Source organism: Arthrobacter sp. alpha11c, from assembly GCF_054149985.1.
Genome location: NZ_CP196747.1, coordinates 2172951 through 2191917, shown reverse-complemented (window position 1 = coordinate 2191917; position 18967 = coordinate 2172951). Strand labels below are relative to the sequence as shown.

At 63.2% G+C, this 18967-nt stretch carries 14 protein-coding genes and 3 pseudogenes; 7 read left to right on the top strand and 10 right to left on the bottom strand.

Annotated features, from left to right (window positions below; translation table 11 throughout):
- Nucleotides 1-66: 66 nt before the first annotated feature.
- The 3 genes from ACTAQJ_RS09920 to ACTAQJ_RS09910 form a co-directional block, all read right to left on the bottom strand.
- The gene (locus tag ACTAQJ_RS09920; protein WP_442002671.1) at nucleotides 67-1494 is read right to left on the bottom strand and encodes a class II fumarate hydratase; all 1428 of its coding nucleotides are present in this window, start codon (nucleotides 1492-1494) and stop codon (nucleotides 67-69) included.
- An 87-nt stretch (nucleotides 1495-1581) separates the two neighbouring features.
- Nucleotides 1582-2196, bottom strand: a complete 615-nt coding sequence (locus ACTAQJ_RS09915; protein WP_431119073.1) for a carbonic anhydrase — start codon at nucleotides 2194-2196, stop codon at nucleotides 1582-1584.
- Between the two features lie 56 nt (nucleotides 2197-2252).
- Nucleotides 2253-2936: a DUF4245 domain-containing protein gene (locus ACTAQJ_RS09910; RefSeq protein WP_498701868.1), complete on the bottom strand. Its 684-nt coding sequence runs from the start codon at nucleotides 2934-2936 to the stop codon at nucleotides 2253-2255.
- A gap of 200 nt (nucleotides 2937-3136) precedes the next feature.
- Between ACTAQJ_RS09910 and glpX the strand changes: the two genes are divergently transcribed.
- On the top strand, nucleotides 3137-4159 hold the full coding sequence (glpX, locus tag ACTAQJ_RS09905) for a class II fructose-bisphosphatase (RefSeq protein WP_431120164.1): 1023 nt from the start codon (nucleotides 3137-3139) through the stop codon (nucleotides 4157-4159).
- Between the two features lie 283 nt (nucleotides 4160-4442).
- Here the strand turns inward: glpX and ACTAQJ_RS09900 are convergent, their stop codons facing one another.
- The 5 genes and pseudogenes from ACTAQJ_RS09900 to ACTAQJ_RS09880 all read right to left on the bottom strand — a co-directional run bounded on the left by ACTAQJ_RS09900 (nucleotide 4443) and on the right by ACTAQJ_RS09880 (nucleotide 10085).
- The gene (locus ACTAQJ_RS09900; RefSeq protein WP_498702170.1) at nucleotides 4443-5378 is read right to left on the bottom strand and encodes a lipid II:glycine glycyltransferase FemX; all 936 of its coding nucleotides are present in this window, start codon (nucleotides 5376-5378) and stop codon (nucleotides 4443-4445) included.
- A gap of 2 nt (nucleotides 5379-5380) precedes the next feature.
- Complete coding sequence (manA, locus tag ACTAQJ_RS09895; protein WP_498701867.1) at nucleotides 5381-6631, bottom strand: mannose-6-phosphate isomerase, class I; 1251 nt, start codon at nucleotides 6629-6631, stop codon at nucleotides 5381-5383.
- Nucleotides 6632-6683: 52 nt separating this feature from the next.
- Entirely contained in the window at nucleotides 6684-8324 is a 1641-nt protein-coding gene (locus ACTAQJ_RS09890; protein ID WP_498701866.1) for an LCP family protein, read from the bottom strand.
- A gap of 11 nt (nucleotides 8325-8335) precedes the next feature.
- Nucleotides 8336-8861 (bottom strand): annotated as a pseudogene (purE, locus tag ACTAQJ_RS09885) (5-(carboxyamino)imidazole ribonucleotide mutase).
- 36 nt (nucleotides 8862-8897) lie between these two features.
- Entirely contained in the window at nucleotides 8898-10085 is a 1188-nt protein-coding gene (locus ACTAQJ_RS09880) for a 5-(carboxyamino)imidazole ribonucleotide synthase (protein ID WP_498701864.1), read from the bottom strand.
- A gap of 225 nt (nucleotides 10086-10310) precedes the next feature.
- Here ACTAQJ_RS09880 and ACTAQJ_RS09875 point away from each other — a divergent pair, with 225 nt between their 5' ends.
- The gene (locus ACTAQJ_RS09875; protein WP_477515210.1) at nucleotides 10311-10877 is read left to right on the top strand and encodes a GtrA family protein; all 567 of its coding nucleotides are present in this window, start codon (nucleotides 10311-10313) and stop codon (nucleotides 10875-10877) included.
- Between the two features lie 2 nt (nucleotides 10878-10879).
- Here the strand turns inward: ACTAQJ_RS09875 and ACTAQJ_RS09870 are convergent, their stop codons facing one another.
- On the bottom strand, nucleotides 10880-11575 hold the full coding sequence (locus ACTAQJ_RS09870) for a TIGR03089 family protein (RefSeq protein WP_498701863.1): 696 nt from the start codon (nucleotides 11573-11575) through the stop codon (nucleotides 10880-10882).
- Nucleotides 11576-11939: 364 nt separating this feature from the next.
- Between ACTAQJ_RS09870 and ACTAQJ_RS09865 the strand changes: the two genes are divergently transcribed.
- The 3 genes and pseudogenes from ACTAQJ_RS09865 (at nucleotide 11940) to ACTAQJ_RS09855 (ending at nucleotide 17560) form a co-directional block, all read left to right on the top strand.
- Nucleotides 11940-12485 carry a WhiB family transcriptional regulator gene (locus ACTAQJ_RS09865; protein ID WP_431119087.1) on the top strand — a complete coding sequence of 182 codons (546 nt, stop codon included), beginning with the start codon at nucleotides 11940-11942 and terminating at the stop codon, nucleotides 12483-12485.
- A gap of 29 nt (nucleotides 12486-12514) precedes the next feature.
- Nucleotides 12515-15888, top strand: a pseudogene (locus ACTAQJ_RS09860) (glycosyltransferase).
- Complete coding sequence (locus ACTAQJ_RS09855; protein WP_498701862.1) at nucleotides 15881-17560, top strand: DUF5719 family protein; 1680 nt, start codon at nucleotides 15881-15883, stop codon at nucleotides 17558-17560. Before ACTAQJ_RS09860 ends, ACTAQJ_RS09855 begins: the two are co-directional and overlap by 8 nt.
- Nucleotides 17561-17563: 3 nt before the next feature.
- Here the strand turns inward: ACTAQJ_RS09855 and ACTAQJ_RS09850 are convergent.
- Nucleotides 17564-18081, bottom strand: a pseudogene (locus ACTAQJ_RS09850) (metallopeptidase family protein).
- 111 nt (nucleotides 18082-18192) lie between these two features.
- Between ACTAQJ_RS09850 and ACTAQJ_RS09845 the strand changes: the two are divergent.
- Nucleotides 18193-18600: a DUF3499 domain-containing protein gene (locus ACTAQJ_RS09845; RefSeq protein ID WP_431119095.1), complete on the top strand. Its 408-nt coding sequence runs from the start codon at nucleotides 18193-18195 to the stop codon at nucleotides 18598-18600.
- Between the two features lie 144 nt (nucleotides 18601-18744).
- On the top strand, nucleotides 18745-18963 hold the full coding sequence (locus ACTAQJ_RS09840) for a Trm112 family protein (RefSeq protein WP_498701861.1): 219 nt from the start codon (nucleotides 18745-18747) through the stop codon (nucleotides 18961-18963).
- Nucleotides 18964-18967 lie beyond the last annotated feature (4 nt).

Below are 18967 nucleotides of genomic sequence, written 5' to 3'. Positions count from 1 at the left end.
TCCCGGGTACGACGGCGGCCGGTACCTTTCGTGCGAAAGGTACCGGCCGCCGTCGTGCTCTGAGTGTTAGTTCTTGTGAGCGGGAGACGTCATGGTGGTGACGTCGAGGGCCTTGTCGAGCTCTGCCTCGGTGACCTTGCCCTCGCCCTCGCCGACGAAGCCAAGCTTCTCGGTGGCCTGGCGAATGGTCAGGCCCTCCTTGACGGCAATCTTTGCGATCTTGGCGGCGTTCTCGTAGCCGATGAACTTGTTCAGCGGGGTCACGATGGACGGGGACGCCTCGGCCAGGAAGCGGGCGCGCTCAACGTTGGCGGTGATGCCATCGATCATCTTGTCCGCCATCACGCGGCTGGTGTTGGCCAGCAGGCGGATGGACTCCAGCAGGTTGGCGGCCATAACGGGGATGCCGACGTTCAATTCGAAGGCGCCGTTGGTCCCGGACCAGGCAATCGCGGTGTCATTGCCGATAACCTGGGCGCACACCATGATGGAGGCTTCGCAGATAACGGGGTTGACCTTGCCCGGCATGATCGAGGAGCCCGGCTGCAGGTCCGGGATGGCGATCTCGCCGAGGCCCGTGTTGGGGCCGGAGCCCATCCAGCGGAGGTCGTTGTTGATCTTCATGAAGGAGATCGCGATGTTGCGCAGCTGGCTGGAGCCCTCGATGAGGCCGTCGCGGTTTGCCTGTGCTTCGAAGTGGTCGCGGGCCTCGGTCAGCGGCAGGCCGGTGTCGGCTGCGAGCAGTTCGATGACGCGCTCCGGGAAGCCGGCGGGAGTGTTGATACCGGTGCCAACAGCGGTGCCACCCAGGGGGACCTCCGCGACGCGGGGGAGGGCTGCATTGATGCGCTCGATGCCGTAACGGACCTGGGCGGCGTAGCCACCGAACTCCTGGCCGAGCATGACCGGCGTGGCATCCATGAGGTGCGTGCGGCCGGACTTGACGACGTCCTTGAACTCCTCGGCCTTGCGGTCCAGGGAAGCTGCCAGATATTCCAGGGCCGGGATCAGGTCATTGATCAGGGCAGACGTGGCGGCAACGTGAACGGACGTCGGGAACACATCGTTGGAGGACTGAGAAGCGTTCACGTGGTCGTTGGGGTGGACCACCTTGTCGCTGCCCGCAGCGGCGAGGGCACGCGAAGCGAGCTCAGCGATGACCTCGTTGGTGTTCATGTTGGAGGAAGTGCCCGAGCCGGTCTGGAAGACGTCAATCGGGAAGTCGCCGTCGTACTTGCCGGTGGCTACCTCATCGGCAGCTGCGGCGATGGCCTCGGCGAGCTCACCATCGAGCACCCCCAGTTCGGCGTTCGCCAGTGCAGCGGCCTTCTTGACGCGTGCAAGGGCTTCGATGTGAGTGCGCTCAAGCGTCTTGCCGGAGATGGGGAAGTTCTCCACAGCACGCTGCGTCTGGGCGCGGTACAGGGCGTTCACGGGGACGCGAACTTCGCCCATCGTGTCATGTTCAATACGGAACTCAGTGGTGGAAGTCATGGGGCTAGCTTAGGGCGATTGGGTCCCGCATCGAAAACCCGGAAGGGAGTGCTACGTGCTCCGGCGCGGAGGCCGGAGCACGTGCCACTAAAGCTTGCCGATCCCGGAAACGAGGGCCGCACGGCCTTCATCAAGCTTGTAGGACAAGCCCACCACAGCCACGCGGCCGTCGTCGATGGCGTCCGAAATCACACGTGAGCTGTCGGCCAGCCTCGCTGAGGTTTGCTTGACGTGCTCCACCACCATGTCGTTGACGTCTTCCTGGCTATTGCGCTTGGCAGTTAGGACGGACGGGGTGATGCGTTCCACGAGGTCGCGGATGAATCCCACAGGCATCTCGCCGGTTTCCACAGCAGCCTTGGTAGCAGTCACGGCTCCACAGCTGTCGTGGCCCAGAATGACGATGAGTGGAACACGGAGCTCGGCAATGCTGTATTCAAGGGAACCGAGGACGGCGTCGTCGATCACCTGGCCGGCGGTGCGCACCACGAAGGCGTCGCCCAAGCCGAGATCGAAGATAATCTCGGCCGCGAGGCGGGAGTCGGAGCAGCCAAAGATGACGGCGAAAGGGTTCTGGTTCTCGATGAGTGATGAGCGCCGGGACGCGTCCTGGTTGGGGTGCAGGGATTCGCCGGCAACAAAACGTTCGTTGCCCTCTTGGAGGCGGCGCCAGGCAAGGGCGGGAGTCAGATAAGTAGGCACCTGATTACTTTACGGCCCGGAGGTGGCGGGCCGTAAAACTGTTGCGCTGCGTGTGCTTATGAGGACGGCGCTGCAGATGGGGACGCTGCAGCGGCCTGGTCCGCGGACTTAACGACGGCGGCGGCCAGCTTGGCGAACTCTTCAAGGTTCGCCGTGCCGCTCAGGATGATGGTGGTTCCGCGGTAGTTGAGCACCATGCTGCGCTTGTCCTTGCCGGAATCGTGAAGCTCCCAATCCTGGCCACCGGCGTTACGGGCGCCGGTTACCGGCATGTTGCCGGTCTGCTGCAGCACCCACGTGGGATTCGCCTTGCTGGTCTGGGTGAGGCCAATGAAGGCTTCCTTGGGAGTCAGGTAGCCAACCTCCCAGGTGGGCACGCCCGTACCGGTGCCGGATTCCCAGCGGGCGTAGTTCGGCTTGAATGTGTCGCCGGTTTCCGGCGTGACAGGTGTGAATCCCGCCACATCGGCAGCGTTGCGGGCTATGGAAGCAACGTCAACGGCGGGCCGAAAGCCCTCGCCCTTCGGTGCAGGGTTCATCAACACAATAGGAAGGAACGCGAGGACACACAGCACCAGGGCAATGATCATGCCAATGACGGAGGCGTTGGCCCGCTTGGCGGCTTTTGCCGGAATGACGGGTTTATAAGGGGCATCCAGGGCGTCCGGGGCGCTGTTGGGGTTTGCCTCTGCGGCCTTGGGCTGGTTGCCGGCAGCGGGCTTGTCCTGCGTTTCACTCACACCTCCATAGTCCCTCATCCCGGCTGTGAACACACAACCGGGAACCTCACCGCAGGAATTGCCGGCCGTGGTCATCCAGCGACTCCAAACGCATGCGGCGACTATGATCGTTCATAGAGGGACCCCAGGTTGCCTCGTGCAACCGTGTCCGGTCCCGTGAATCGTCACTCGAAGAAGAGGTTCAAGTGTCTCCTGCACCAATGACCCAGCAGTATTCCACGATTTCGCCGTCGCTCGCCGTCGGCACCGACGAACCCGACCGCAACCTGGCGCTGGAACTCGTCCGTGTCACCGAGGCCGCGGCAATTGCCGGTGGCCACTGGGTAGGTTTCGGCGACAAGAACAAGGCAGACGGCGCCGCCGTCGACGCCATGCGTTCGTTCCTTCACACCGTCCACTTCAATGGCGTCGTGGTCATCGGTGAAGGCGAAAAAGACGAAGCCCCCATGTTGTTCAACGGCGAGCAGGTTGGTGACGGCACCGGTCCCGAGTGTGACGTCGCCGTGGACCCCATCGACGGAACCCGCCTGACCGCCCTCGGCATCAACAACGCCCTTGCCGTCCTGGCAGTGGCTGAACGCGGCTCCATGTTCGATCCCTCCGCGGTCTTCTACATGGAAAAGCTCGTCACAGGCCCCGAAGCTGCCGACATGGTGGACCTGCGCCTGCCTGTGAAGCAGAACCTGCACCTGATCGCCAAGGCAAAGGGCGTCAAGGTCAACCAGCTCAACGTCATGATCCTGGACCGCGACCGGCACCGCCCGCTCGTGGAAGAAATCCGTGAAGCCGGTGCGCGCACCAAATTCATCATGGACGGCGACGTCGCAGGTGCCATTGCCGCCGCCCGGTCCGGAACCGGCGTGGACGCACTGATGGGTATCGGTGGAACCCCCGAAGGCATCGTTGCCGCCTGCGCCATCAAGTCTCTCGGCGGTGTTATCCAAGGCCGCCTGTGGCCTACGTCGGACGATGAGAAGCAGAAAGCGATCGACGCCGGACACGACCTCGACCGCGTCCTCTCCACCAACGACCTCGTCACCTCGGACAACTGCTACTTCGCAGCCACCGGCATCACCGACGGCGACCTCCTCCGCGGCGTTCGCTACTCGAAGGACCGCGTACTGACGCAGTCCATCGTGATGCGTTCCAAGTCAGGCACAGTTCGCTTCGTTGATGCTGAGCACCACGCATCCAAGTGGGAGACGTACGCGCGCAAGCCGTAATCCCGTAGCTACAGAAGGACGGCGAGCATCGCTCGGCGGCTATCTCCTCGTACCTCGTCGATTTGATGCCGCTTTCGCGATACTCGCCGTCCTTCTGTGTGCGCTACGGGCTCCGCTTGCGCGCGATTTTTGGGGGAGGGGTGTGGGCGAGGTGTGCTCTCATCACCTACTTTGACTTTGGAAACCTGCGGACACGCCGGGAGTCTGGGCGTGTCGTGATTCAGGCGGCGTCAAAGTGGGTGGTGGAGGTACGCGTTCCTTGTGTTGACTTGGGGGAACTGGCCTAGCGGAGCTTGTCGCGGAGTTTTCTGGCCAGTTGGTAGGCGCCATAGCGGAGTTTGTTCACCGGGAGGTCCCATGTGCCGGGGTAGGCCACTTCGCGGCCTCCGAAGGACTTCTTGAAGGATGTGAAGCCTGCCCATTTGTGGTCCGGCTGGTCTTCAGGGGCCACGCCCCAGAGGTCCACGTGCTTCAGGCCCTTCTCCTTGGCATCTGCCATGAGGTTGACCAGGAGCGGAATACCGGCGCTGAGCTTGCGGTGGGTGTCGTCCAGTGCGGCATGGGCATAGGTGCGCGTGTCCGAGGAATCGTAGGTGAACGCGGCAGCGATCGGCTCGCCCTCGAGTTCAGCTATGAACAGCGTTCCGGCGCCGGACGGTAGCAAACATTCAGCCACCTGGGTGAGGTACTCATCGCTTTGTGGCTTGAAGCCGTTGCGTGCTGCCGTCAGGTGGAGGAAATGCAGGAGAACTTTGATGTCCGCAGGATCCTGGGATGCCCGGAACGTCACGCCCTTCTTGTGGATGTTGCGGTAGAGGTTCCGGTTGGTCGGCTTCATTCCGGCAAGGACGTCCTTGAAATCGCCCTCAAGGTCCACGATCCAGCTCAACTCCGGCTGGAGGTTGACGGGCGCCGGCTGCAGGCCGCGGGAACGGAGGAGCGCATCGGCCTCGGACGCAGTAAAGCCCGCTGATACAGGTTCCATGCGGACGAAGACAGCACGTTCCTTCTTCGCCAATTCCACCAAGGCCGCCGTCGCGGCGTCGAAGGCGTCCACGGACTTTGCCACAGGCCCATACGGGGCGTAGATGACTTTGCCCGCCGGGTTCTTTTCCTCTATCGCGAGGAAGCTCCATCCGGGACCTGACTGCTCATGGACCCGGCGGCCGAGCGAGCGCTGGACGTCAGCCCAAGCGGGCGTCTGCAGAAAGAAGTCCACGCTCATTTACCCAGTCCTGTTGTTACGGCGAAGGCAATACTCGTATCGGTGGCGCCTTGTACGGGATGAACATTCACCGGGTTCTCCACCTCAGGGATGAACGCGGCACCGCCACGCTGCAGCGGGAGGTCGCTCTTGGGCGAGTCGAGCACCACGGAACCGGCAACAACCACGACGACGGCGGGACCGGACTGTGCCAGCGGCACCGGTTCGGCACCCGGGCCGAGTTCGATCCGCTGGAGTTGGAACTCCTTGAAGGGCGGGCGGTACAGTTCCTGGCCAAACTCCGTTCCGCTGGCCTCAACACGGGGCACGCCCATCGATTCGAAGCGGATGGTCTTGATCAGTTCCGGGACGTCCACATGCTTGGGGGTGAGTCCGCCGCGCAGCACATTGTCCGAGGAAGCCATGACTTCCACGCCCAGGCCGTGAAGGTAGGCGTGGACGTTGCCGGCCGGCAGGTACACGGCCTCACCCGGCTGCAGGGAAAGATGGTTGAGGAGCAGGGAAATGAGCACACCAGGATCGCCGGGGAAAGCCTCATCGATCCCCAGCATTGCAGCCAGCGCCTCTTCGTGGGGCTCCTGGGGGGCACCCGCACGCAGGACGGCTTCTACCTCGAGAATGGCGTCCGAGACCTCGCTCCCGCCCTCGATCAGGTGTGTGAAGGCAGCTTTGAGGGCTTCGGATTCGTTAGGAATGCTGAGATCGGAAATTACGCCGCTGATGATTGCGGGGACCTCCACCGCGGCGGAATCCAGCACTGAGGCAAGGTGCTCAAAAACACTCTTGGCTGCTGCAGTGGAACGGAACCCACACAATGCCCGGAACGGCGTGAGCGCAAAAATCATCTCCGGCTTGTGGTTATCGTCCCGGTAGTTGCGTTCGGAGGAATCAGCGGGGATCCCGGCGGCATTCTCGCGGGCGAAGCCTTCGCGCGCTTGCTCCAAGCTAGGGTGCACCTGCAAAGAAAGTGGCTGCTCTGCGGCCAGAATCTTGGTAAGGAAGGGAAGCCGGGGCCCGAACTCGGCAAGGCTGTCAGTTCCCAAAAAGTGGGTAGGATCCGAGGCGATCAGGGCGTCGAGGGGTTGTGTGACCCCATTCGGGTGAATGGCTGTGGACGGGGAATCAGGGTGGGCGCCGATCCACATTTCTGCCTCCGGACCACCTGACGCCGGCCGCCCCAGCAAGCCGGCAATCGCCGTCGTCGAACCCCACGCGTAGGGTCGCAAAACATTCTCAATCTGATACACGAAGGAAAGTCCTTATCGTCGCGCTGAACGTGAGGTGGTGATGCTGCTGGTGCTACAGCGGGGCGCATTGCCCATTGGTTGCCACGAGATCCCGGATGCCCTGCTCGTCGCCCTGGGCCTTGAGGCCGTTGAGCAGTTCTTCCGTGATGGGCGTACCGTCCGGCGTGGTGGTCACCGGCGTGAAATCCGAGGACGACGGCGAGGGCTGCTGGCCCGCGGGAATCCCGGCCGGGAAGCTGCCCTGGACCGGGCCCGCTGCCGCGACATGAGAGCCCGCATTGCCGTTGTTGGACACCATTGAGTCATTGGCCTTGGGGCTGTTCTGGGAGGTCAACAGTTCCTGGACCTTGGAGTGAATCAGATCGAAGTCCGGCACCGTGGAGAACGAGGCATCGAAATCGGGAGGACCAATAGTGAGGCGCTTGACCGGTTGGCTCTTGGACTTCAAGGCAAGGTCCACGAAGCTTCCGAGCTGCGCGGAGGAGATGTTGGATTCCACCACCTTGGTGCCTGCGTTGGCGATGTCCTCGAACTTGGTCAGCAGCGTACCGGGGTCCAGCTGCTTGAGCATGGCCTGCTGTACGCATTGCTGGCGTGCAATTCGGGCGTAGTCGTCAACAAATTCACGGGAACGGCCATACCAAAGGGCGTGGAAGCCGTCCAAGTGCTGGTCGCCGGCGGGGATCCAGCCATCGGGCATGCCGTGGATCCCGTTGGCCTCGTCCGTGACGGGACCGCTGATGGGTACCCAGCCGCCAGCCTTGATGCGGATGCCGCCCATGGCATCAATGAGCTTGGCGAACCCGTCCATATCCACCAGCACGTACGCCTGCACAGTGATACCCAAGGTCCCGGATACAGCCTCAAGGGTGGCCTGCGCGCCAGGGTCGGCAACGCCCGGGTACAGGTCCTTGTGGTTGTTGGTGACCTCGGTGTTGACGGCGTTGATGAGGCATTCGTCGCCGCAGTTATAGCCATCGGGGTAGATCTTCCGCATGGGCGAGCCCTCGCTGAACTGGGCGTTCTGCAGGTTCCTGGGCACGGAAATGATGGCACTTTCACCGGTTTTGGCGTCGACGCTGATGACCGAAAGGCTGTCCGGACGCCTGCCCGTCCGGTCATCACCGGCGTCGCCTCCCATCATCAGGAAGTTGTAGCGACCATCCACGGGATCGATGGCAGGGCCGGCGTTGAAGATGCTGCCGATCGCGTTGCGGCTGACGTTCAAAACGTACGCAAGGTAGCCCAATGATCCGCTGGCCAGCACTGTTGTTACGGCAAGGACGACGGCAATGATAGGCCGCATCCCGGGTGCCAGCAGGTTGGGCCGGATGATCCGCAGGGTGTTCAAGAACAGGTAGGCCCAGCCCAAAGCCAGGGCAACGAGGACAACGATGATGAACAGCGAGCCCACCGGATGGGTGACGATGCTGAGCAGCATGCTCCGGTTCACCAACGCAATCAAGAGCGTCAGCAAGGCCAGCGCCCACACAGTGAGGGTGATGCGCAGGGCGAGGCGGCCCAGTTTGCGGTCACCTGCCACGATCTGGGCGCTGCCGGGGATGAAGAGGGTGAGGAGGACCAGCACGAAGGCGCGTTTGGTCCGCACCGGGGCGCTGGCCCCGGATGGATAGCGGACTGGATCAGTCAGGGCGGTGCCGGACTGATTCTGGTTCTTGTGCATGGTGGTCATCCGCTGCCCTCCTAGCGGCTGCTCCGGGCGGAAGCATTGGCAGGGGAAAAGACCTCTTCCACCTTGTGGCGCAGGTTCTCGCCCTTCTTGGTGGCGACGTCGTTCAACTCCTGGGCGAATTTGAGCAAGTCTTCGCGAAGGCGGTTGGCGAGTTCATCTGTGCCGGAGGCGAGCATCCGGACAGCCAGGAGTCCTGCGTTGCGTGCCCCGGCGATGGAGACAGTGGCAACCGGAACTCCGGCAGGCATTTGAACGATGGACAACAGCGAGTCCATACCATCCAGTGTCTTCAACGGAACAGGGACGCCGATCACGGGCAGGGGAGTGACCGAGGCCAACATTCCAGGAAGGTGTGCCGCGCCTCCTGCTCCGGCGATGATGACGCGCAGGCCGCGCTCGTGCGCAGTCTGGCCATAGCGGATCATCTCGGTGGGCATGCGGTGTGCCGAGACGACGTCTGCCTCAAAGGGGATGCCGAACTCGGCCAGGGCGTCCGCAGCGGCTTCCACTGACGGGCCAGTCGGAGTCCGAGCCCATGACGAGACCTACGAGCGGGGCTGTTCGATGCTGATGTCATTCGGTCTCCTCGGGGGTGGTCTGTGCGGGCATCCGGCCGTCACGGATGATGTCGGCTACTGCCGTGGCGCGTTGGCGGACGGAATCTACCTCCGAGGCAGATGTGCCAGCCAGGTTGACGTGCCCGATCTTCCGACCTGGCCGCACGGACTTGCCGTAGCAGTGCACCTTCGCAGCTGGTTCATACGCCAAGGCCATGGGGAAGGCTTCAAAGAGGTTTTGGTTGTCGCCACCCAGGAAATTCTTCATGACAAATACCGGCGCCACAGCATCCGTGGCGCCCAGTGGCAGGTCCAGTACCGCACGCAGATGCTGTTCGAACTGGCTGGTGATCGATCCGTCCTGCGTCCAATGCCCCGTGTTGTGCGGGCGCATTGCGAGTTCGTTGATGAGGAAGCCGGCGCCAACGCCCGGGGTCTCAAAGAGCTCAGCAGCCATGACGCCCGTAACGCCGAGTTCGTTGGCGATCCGTAGTGCAGCCCCCTCGGCAGCCGCGGCAACTTCGAGTGGAATGTTCTGGGCGGGGGCGATAACTTCATCGCACACGCCGTCAACCTGAATGGTGTGAACTACGGGCCATGCGCGCGATTCGCCACTGGGCGTGCGGGCTACAAGGGCCGAGAGTTCGCGGCTGAAATCCACCTTTGCTTCTGCAAGCAGGGGACTCATTGCCTGGAACCAGTCGGCAGTACCAGCGGCATCATCGGCGGAGTCAACAATGCGGACGCCCTTGCCGTCGTAGCCGCCACGCGGCGTCTTCAGCACTACGGGCCAGCCGATCTTGTCGCCGAATGCCACCAGATCTTCTACTGAGCCAACGGCGGCCCACGCAGGGTTGGGCAGCCCGAGGCGATCGATGGCCGCGCGCATCACGAGCTTGTCCTGCGCATTCACCAGGGCATCCGGCCCGGGCTGCACATTCACGCCGGCGTCGATCAAGGCACGCAGATGTTCCGTGGGAACGTGTTCGTGATCAAAGGTCAGGACGTCCACGCCCTTGGAGAACTCAAGGAGAGCGTCCAGGTCTTTGTAGTCGCCAATGGGGGCGTTGGCCACAGCGGGGACAGCCGAAACGTCCTCGCCCTCAGCCAAAACGCGTAGTTCGAAGCCTAAAGCGGTAGCAGGCGGGGCCATCATGCGTGCGAGCTGGCCGCCGCCAACAACACCAATTACTGGAAAAGTCACAAGGTTCAGCCTACCGAACCAGCGGCCGGAACACTGATTCAGCCGCTATTCAACCGCCATATCGTCACCATTTGGACATGGTTCAGTGGTTGGTTCAGTCCTGCTTTGGCAGTGCCGCAGGCCCCGGTATCGGCGTTCTCACAGGGGACTCAAAGGGAACGGCCGGAAATGGGCGCTAAAATGGATGTGGCCCATCGGCCCACTTTTCAACGGCCATGGAGGGTCATGATCACCACACTTGCAGATCGCATCCGCGGACTTGCCTCGCTTTTTTGGCGCGAGGTTGCAAAGTTCGGCGCCGTAGGCGGTGTTGCTTTTGTCATTGACTCGGCAGTTTACATCTGGCTGTTTTCGGGCCCGATGCACGGAAGCGAAGTCTGGGCGAAGGCCATTGCGACGATCGTTGCAAGCGTGTTCTCCTGGGTAGCCAACCGCTTCTGGACCTTCCGCCATCGCAAACAGGCGAACGTGGTCCGTGAAGCCGTTCTGTTTGCCGTCATGAACTTCGTCGGGCTGCTGATTGCTTCCGGTTGTGTGTGGTTCGCCAAGTACGTGCTGGACTTAAACGACAAGCCGTCGCTGTTTATCGCAGGAAGCGTCGTCGGACTCGTCCTGGGCACCATTTTCCGGTTCTTCGCATACCGCTTTTGGGTTTTCAACGAAGAGTTGGATGCCGAGCCGGCTTACTCCCACGACCACGAGATCCTGGAGCTCCATCACAAGGAGAAGTCAGCTGCGGACGCGGGCCAAGGCGCACCGCCGACCGGCGAAGTGCCCTCCATCAAGAACTGATCTCAGGATCGGCTGACGCGCTCATTCTCAAGCAGATGCCCGGTCACTTCCAGATCGGGATGCACCAGCACCACTGAGCCATCTTCTTTCCACGCGCCCAACGACGCTGCCAGGCCCGGCTCCAAACCATCGGCCGCCCGAACCAAAAGCCGGACGCCGGGTTCCTGGGGTGCAGCGAATCCGTCCAGAAGGCTGTCATGGGTGTGGCCCGCGCTGCCGCGGACGGCCGGAAGGTCGGCTTCCGGTTCGTTGTGCGCCATGAAGACGTCACCGTGGGACCGGACTTCCGCAGCATAATCCACGACGCCGGGCGGCAAGTCGCCGGGCCAGCGCATCGCAAGTGCCGCGAGCGGCACGGCGACGACCGCCTCAAAGCCGGCCCCGGCGCCGTCGTCGGGAGTATCAGTTACCAGCAGGTCCGCGGCGGAGCCATCGAAGACCACCTCCATGCCCAACTGCCAGGCGGCGAGTGCCCACACAAAAGATTTCCAGTGCGCCGGGAGGTCCAGCCGGATAGCCTTGCCCGGCTCGGCGTCCAGTTCGTCCTGCAACAGGTTGCTGGTTTTGGCCACCCAGTTGTCCAAGACCCGCCCGGAGAGCTCCACGCGCTCGGAATCAGGGCCGTACCACGTCAGTCTCGGGGACGTGGAATGGCCGGATCGCAGGGTGGTCATCAGGTTCGCTGCCGGGATGCTCATGGATCAATCCTGCCACGGCGGGGGCGTCGGCCCGCAGGAGAATGTGAAATGCAACACACCTCCGTTAAGTCCAGTCGATGGACATCCGGGGTGGTCTTGGGAATTCCGCGGAATGTCAGGAGTTGTTCATGCAAAGTGATGCTGGGCTTCCGTTTTAGCCCTGGCTAGCCGCGCCACGGCGGAAAACGTTGGGCGTGGCGCATCCCACGTTTCTACAGATTCTTGATTATTATCCCGGCGCGGCTTGACTGGTGGGTAGTTACACGCGTGTAATTAGTAATCAACGCCGCTGCACAGATTCCGGGAACAACGCCGGGAATCGGAAATACATCCAAGCAGCAGCTGCAAAATCAGGAGGGACGCCATGGGGCAAGCGTTGCGTATCCAGGAAGATGCAGTCGTCGCAGAACATGCGTCGGTGAAATACCGTTCGCGGGAAGTACCAGGGGACTGGTACGTGGACCCAGCGGATCCGGAAGCGGCAGACCGATACAACCAGAACGTGCAGCAGTCGTTGGAGGATCAAGCAACTGCCCTCCTCGCTGCACACGAAGCGTTGATCGGAGACCTGCCTGCCGGGCCGGACGAAGACGTGGATGACCCTCCCATGGAGTTGCGTCGTCCTCAGGAAATCCCAGGACAGCCGGTGTGGATCGGACTGCCGAGCCAAGGTGACTTCGATGACGAGGGCGAACTCGGTTGGCAGACTGACGCCTTGTGCGCCCAGACAGATCCGGAAGCATTCTTTCCGGAAAAGGGTGGATCAACGAGGGATGCAAAGAAGGTCTGCGGAGCGTGCAACGTCCGTTCGCAGTGCCTTGAGTACGCCCTCGCAAACGACGAACGATTCGGCATCTGGGGCGGGCTCTCCGAGCGCGAACGTCGCCGGCTAAGGAAGCGGGCAGTCTAATTCTTAAGGAAGTACACGTTACCGCCGTCGTGGTTGCCCACGACGGCGGGACTATCTCCCCAGGACCTTGGCGGCACTGTCGGACCAAACGCGTTCGGCAGATGCCGCCATTGGCATTGATACAGGATCCACGGACAACTCCCTCGACTTGCTCCGTGAGGCCTTGGGGCAAGCAAACGTCACCAAATTCGTCCAGGCAAAATCTGGCTTTGGCGCCGCTGTCCAGGCGGGCCTGGACGAGCTTGCTCCCAAAGATGCTGCCAAAAACGAGGACGTTGCCAAGAACGCTGAAGCTCCCGGCCCTGTCGAATGGATCTGGCTCCTTCATGACGACGCCGCTCCAGCACCGGATGCCTTGGCCGAGCTTCTCCACGCCGTGGAACGAACCACGTCTGTAACTGTTGCCGGCTGCAAGCAGCTTGGGTGGGACAACGATCGCCACGTGGTGGACGTCGGCTTGTCCACCAGCCGCTGGGCTGAACGCCTCACGCTGATCGACGCCGACGAAGTGGACCAAGGCCAATACGACGCCCGCACTGACACCTTTGCCGTGAACTCTGCGGGCATGCTGATCCGCAGGGACGTCTGGGAACAGCTGCAGGGCTTTGACCCTGCGTTGCCGGGCAGCGGCGACGACGTCGATTTCTGCTGGCGCAACTGGCTGGCCGGAAACCGCGTGGTGGTGGTGCCAAGCGCGCGCATGTTCCATGTGGAGCACCGCCCGCACGGTCTTGGGACGTCCTCGGCGGCGCGCAAGGCACAAATTCACATGCGCCTCAAGCACACGCCGTGGTGGAACCTGCCATTCCAGGCAGTGGGGGCGCTCTTGGGCGCACTCGTCCGTCTGGTGCTGAGTGTTTTGGTCAAGGAACCGGGCTACGGATTCTCCCAGTTCACGGCCACCATCGCCGGCTTGGTGCGGCCCCTCGCTATTGCAAGAGGCCGCGGGATTGCGGCGAGGACCCGCCGCGTGCACCGTTCGGTGGTCCGGGGCCTCCAAGCGTCGTCGCGTGAAGTCCGTGCCAACAGGCGTTCCCTGCTGGAGGCCATCCGCCCCAGCGAGGAAACTACTGTGGCCTCGGATCTCCTCGCCCCCGAACCCAGCGGCGATGCCTCTGACGATTTCGCAGCGCTGGCCACCAACGAACGCGGATGGGTAGGCACCGGCGCAGTTGCCGCTGCCCTCATTGCGTTTGCCGCTTCTTTCGTTGGGCTCTTCGGCCTCCTTCGCACAGGAACTGTGGCCGGAGGGGGGCTCCTCCCGTTATCCGAGTCACCCTCCGATATCTGGGCCAATGCCTCCACGTGGTGGATTTCCCTCGGTGCAGGACTGCCCGGGCACGGTGATCCCTTCGCTTACGTGTTGTGGCTTCTTTCCTTGTTTGGCGGTGGCGATGGCAACGCGGCAACTGTGTGGTTGCTGATCCTGGCCATGCCACTGTCTGCGATCGGTGCCTGGTTCGCCGCCGGGGCCTTGACCACCCGGCGCCGGTTCCGGTTTGTTGCGGCTCTGGCTTGGTCCGGGGCACCTGTACTGCTGGTAGCCATTAACCAAGGCAGGCCGGGAGCCTTGGTGGCCCACGTCCTGATGCCGTTGCTCATGCTGGCGCTGATACGCGCGTCGGGCTCGGCGATAGGCGGGGCCCATGCCGTACGGGCACCTTTCACTCGTCGCCCGACGCCCGTGCTCGGAAAACCGGGCATCAACGGCACGCCGTCCTGGACCGCCGCGGCGGCTGCCGGCTTGGCTATGGCTGCAATCACTGCATCGGCGCCGTCGCTCTTGGGGCCAATGACGGTGGTCGTCGTCCTGGTGGCCGTGGTGCTCGGACCGCGGGGAAAGACACTGTGGTGGTCGCTTTTGCCCAGCGCCGCGCTGTTCATTCCCTACGGCATTTCAGTTCTTGACCGCCCCCGCTCCTTGCTTGCCGATCCGGGCCTGCCGCTCAGTTTCGACGCTGCACCACTGTGGCAGCAGTTCCTGGGCCAGCCCCTGGCTTTCGACATCGACGGCGGCCTCACAGGTCTTGGGATGTTCGGGCCGGGCGCTGTGCCGTGGGCCCTGGTGCTTGCCCTGCTGGTCAGCGTCCCTGTACTTCTCTTGGCCGTAGCGGCGCTGTTCCTTCCCGGCAAGCGCACCGTCCTGGCCCGCGTCTTCTGGTTGGCCGCGCTGGCTACGTTGGCCAGCAGTTGGCTGATGGGCCATGTGGCCACCGGTGTCAACAACAATGTGATTGTTGGTCCGTTCACCGGGCCGGCGGTTTCAGCAGCCGGAATCCTGCTGCTCAGTGCGGCGTTGCTCGGTGCCGATAAGATCTTTGCAGTTCCCACCAGAACGTCTGATGCCGCCCGGTGGAAGTCGCCCTTGCGGCGCGTGGCTTCGGGTGTGGCCCTTGCCCTACTTCTGGGTGGGCCCTTGGCCGGGATTGCGGCATGGGCAGGACAAAACGTCCTGCAGCCCCTACCCGAGGCCCCTGTCGCTACCAATACCGCTGACGCCGCTGCGTCGGAAGCGGGTAAGAAACCATCCTTGGGCTCCGCCCGCCAGGTGCGGCCGGTGGACAACAGCACCTTGCCGGCAACCGCCGTCGACCGTGGCGAGGGACCCGAACGTACGCGAACGTTGGTTATCACCAGCGGCGAGCAGGGCGCCTTTACGTCCTCTTTGATGCGTGGTGCCGGGACTACGCTGGACGACTTGTCCACCATCGCCTCGGCCAGGACCATTATTGGGGCGCCGGGTCGTGAAGAGATTGCTACCGACGACGCCGCTACCGCCTCCCTCCGCAGGGCAGTGGCCACCATTGTGGCCAGCACAGGGGTGGACCCCCGCGACGATCTGGAGCAGCTCGGTGCCGGTTTTGTGGTGCTCAAGGCCGCTGATGACGCAGCCCAGCTGACCGCCAGCAGGATCGACGCCGTTCCAGGCCTCGTTGCTGTTGGACAAACCGACGCCGGGTGGTTGTGGCGCGTAACGCCGCGGAATTCCGCTGCCGCCACCGCCGCAGACACCGCCCATAGAGTTCGCATTCTCAACGCTCAAGGTGAGGCCATCGGCTCTCTGCCCTCGGCAGAGGTGTCCGTAGACACAGCTGTGCCCGCGGGTGACGAGGGCCGTCGGGTGGTCCTGGCTGAACGGTCCGATCCCGGCTGGAGTGCTTGGATGGATGGGCGCCAGCTGAAGTCGACCACCTCCGGATGGTCCCAGGCTTTCGAACTTCCGGCCAATGGAGGCAACCTGGAAATCCGGTACACCAACCCTTGGGGTCTTTGGTTTGGGATCCTGCAGGTCGTGGTGTTTGGTCTGACCGTGCTGCTGGCCGTTCCGATGCCCGCCCGCCGCTCGCGAACCGGCATGTCGAGGGACGAAGTCTCCCTCCGTAAGGAGTACAGCAGTGTCTGAGGACCCAAAGAAGCAGGTGGACGATCACGGGACGCGCGGTTCCACGCAGGATGCACGCAGCTCCACAAAAGACGCCCGCAATTCCGCCAAGGGCGCGCGCAGTTCCAATAAGGGGATCATCACAGGGGTCTTGTCTGCAGCGGTGATCCTTGCCGCGGGAGGCGGAGCGGTTGCGGCCACCTCGATGGTTCCAGGGCCCTCTGGCGGCTCTGCAGTGGACATCCGGCAAGCCGATGTTCCGGCGGGCCGCTCCCTGGGCGTCTGCCCGGAACCTGCGCGCCTTGTCACGGGATCCGATGTGGACACCGATGCTGAGTTCAGCCCGGTTTCCACCACTGCAACCAGTGCGCTCAACGCCCTGGTCCTGAGCAACCCCGCAGGAACCATTCCCGGCAGCAAAGTGACGTCGCTGGCAGGCGACGCAGTTGCGGAGATTGCAAAGACCCCCACGAGCACACCATCGCCCACTTCCGGTCCACCGGTTTTGGCGGCAGCGGCTGCGACTATCAGCCCCGTGACCGCTCCTACCGTGGTGGGTGCTGACCCGATCGGAAACGAACAGGCCTCCTTGGCCGCGAATCTGAGCTATTCAGCCAAGGACGGCGACCTCCGCGGCCTTGCGGCGGCTCCGTGCCAGCAACCCGGAAACGACGCTTGGCTGTTGGGCGCGGACACCGCGCTTGGCCGGACCGCGGTCCTGAACCTCAGCAATGCATCGGAAACGCCCGCTACCGTCAACCTGGACCTCTTCGGTGCCCAGGGACAGATCCAGGCGCCCGGCGCACGGGGTCTCCTGGTGGCTCCGGGGACAACGCGTTCGGTTAACCTTGCCGGCCTTGCCCCCGGCGAATCGCAACTGGCAGTGCACGTCCGCAGCTCGGGCGGACCCGTTGCAGGGACCATCCAGCAGAGCGTGCTGCGCGGACTGGTGCCGGGCGGGGTGGAGTTCCTGTCCCCAGGTTCCGGGCCGTCCAACCTGCAGGTGATGGCCGGCGTCGACATCCAGGATGCAGCGGCGATCAAGGCGCTGGGCAGTAAATCCGGCTTTACCGATGCCGTTCCCGCGCTTCAAATAGCCGTACCTGGGTCCACGGACGCCGTGGTTCAAGTCCGGCTGTACGGAGCCAACGGTGAGCGCCAGCTCCCCAATGGGGGAGTAGTGACCGTCAAGGGCGGCACGGTAGCTACGTTGGACCTCGACGGCGTTCCGGCCGGCAGCTACACCGTGAGCGCGAGTTCCGATGTTGCGTTCGTGGCTTCAACCCGGATTGCCCGGGGGGCCAAAGCGGAGGAGCCAACGGATTTCGCTTGGTCGCCGTCCTCGGCCCGCCTAGGCAGCCAGCATGTGGTGGCAGTGCCCCGTGACGGGCAGAGTTTCTTCAGCTTCGGTGTTCCCGAGGGACGTGCAACTGTTAGCTACGCACCGGTGACAGCCGATGGGAAGGTGGGCAAGTCCGAGGACGTGGACATGTCCGGTGGCACAACATCGCTGATCGAGCTTCCGGCAAAATCCGGACAGGCAGTGGTTGCAGGGTACGTGGTTTCAGCATCAGGGGACCCTGTGTACGGGGCGCTTATCCTGGGTAGGCAGGACCGCGCCGACGTCTCAGTGCTGGGCATCCAGGATGCTGCCGCGGGGCTCGAAAAAGTTCCTGTGACAGTGGGCTATTAGGCGCTACTGGTAACGACGCCGGTACACGGGATCCAGCGTCTCCGGGGGACACCGAGCATTTCCGCGGTGTACTCCACCACGACGTCGTGGACGAGGTCCTGGAGCTCTTCCCGTGTTCCGGCAGTCTGTTCCACCACACGGCGGTACACAGCGATCATGGGTGCTTCGCCGCGGCTGCTTGGAGTGTAGGACCCCATGGGGGCTGCCGTACCTTCGGCGACCAATTGCTCCAGGTTCGGCGGGATTTCGTCGACGGCGAAGAGCACTCCATCCAACTGCTTGCCCCACATGTCCTGGAGGCGTTCAGCTGAGTCCAGCACCATGTCGTCGAAACGCTCGGCACGGGTCCGGAAGCCGGGAAGACTGGGGAGCATGAGTTCCCCACGCAGTCCTCTGCCGTGACGGTTTCTCCGGCGACGCCGGAAACCACGGACATCCGCGCCGGTGTGTTCCTTTGCCTGATCGCCTTCGGCGTCAGTCCACCGGATTGTGAAGCCAGGAACATGTGGCTGTGACTGCATATATCGACTTTAGTCCCGAGGAACCTCCAACGCGACATCATGGTGAACAGCGCGCCGTGACCGGCGCAGACTGCAGCTTCCGGGCGGCCACGGCCAGCCAATGCGCAGGGTATGGGCCAAAGGGCGCTAATCTGGGATGTTGTGGGTGCCATTCGTCAGTGTTCAAGGTCCGCCTGCCGCCAATCCGCGGTGGCTACTTTGACGTACGTGTATGCCGAGTCCACGGCGGTCCTCGGCCCGCTGGCCACGTACGCCGAACCGCATGCGTACGATCTTTGCGCCCAGCATGCAGCATCCCTCACAGTTCCGCGGGGCTGGGAAGTCTTGCGCCTGGCCATGCCAACAACACCTCCCGAGCCTGGTCCGGATGACTTGCTGGCACTTGCCAACGCGGTGCGGGAAGCAGCTTCAGCGGCAACGGACACCCCACCACGTACCAGTCGGCCGCACGTCGAGCCGCCCGCCATGGTTGAAGGTACGCGTCGCGGCCACTTGCGGATTCTGCGCGAACCGTCCTAGGTCCGTCCTGGCTCTGCCAAGTGCGGCCAGCCCGGGACTCAAATCGTCGTCGGCTCCTTGGTGGATGGCCCTGCGCTGTAGGCTGGAATCTGCAGATAAATCCGCCAGCGGCGCCACACCCGCGCCATCCAGGGAGCATCATTCATGCCAAAGGTCAGTCCTGAACTGTTGTCCATCCTGCGCTGCCCCGTAACGGGCTCACCGCTGGTCCAGGAGGGCGAGGAGCTTGTTTCAACGGCTGCCGCCGAGAACGGTGAAAAGGTCCGTTACCCGATCGAGGACGGCATTCCCTTGCTTCTGCCCCCGGAACTGCTTGGTGCCTCCAACGCCGCAAGCTCCGGCCAGCACCACGCCAAAGCCTGAGTAC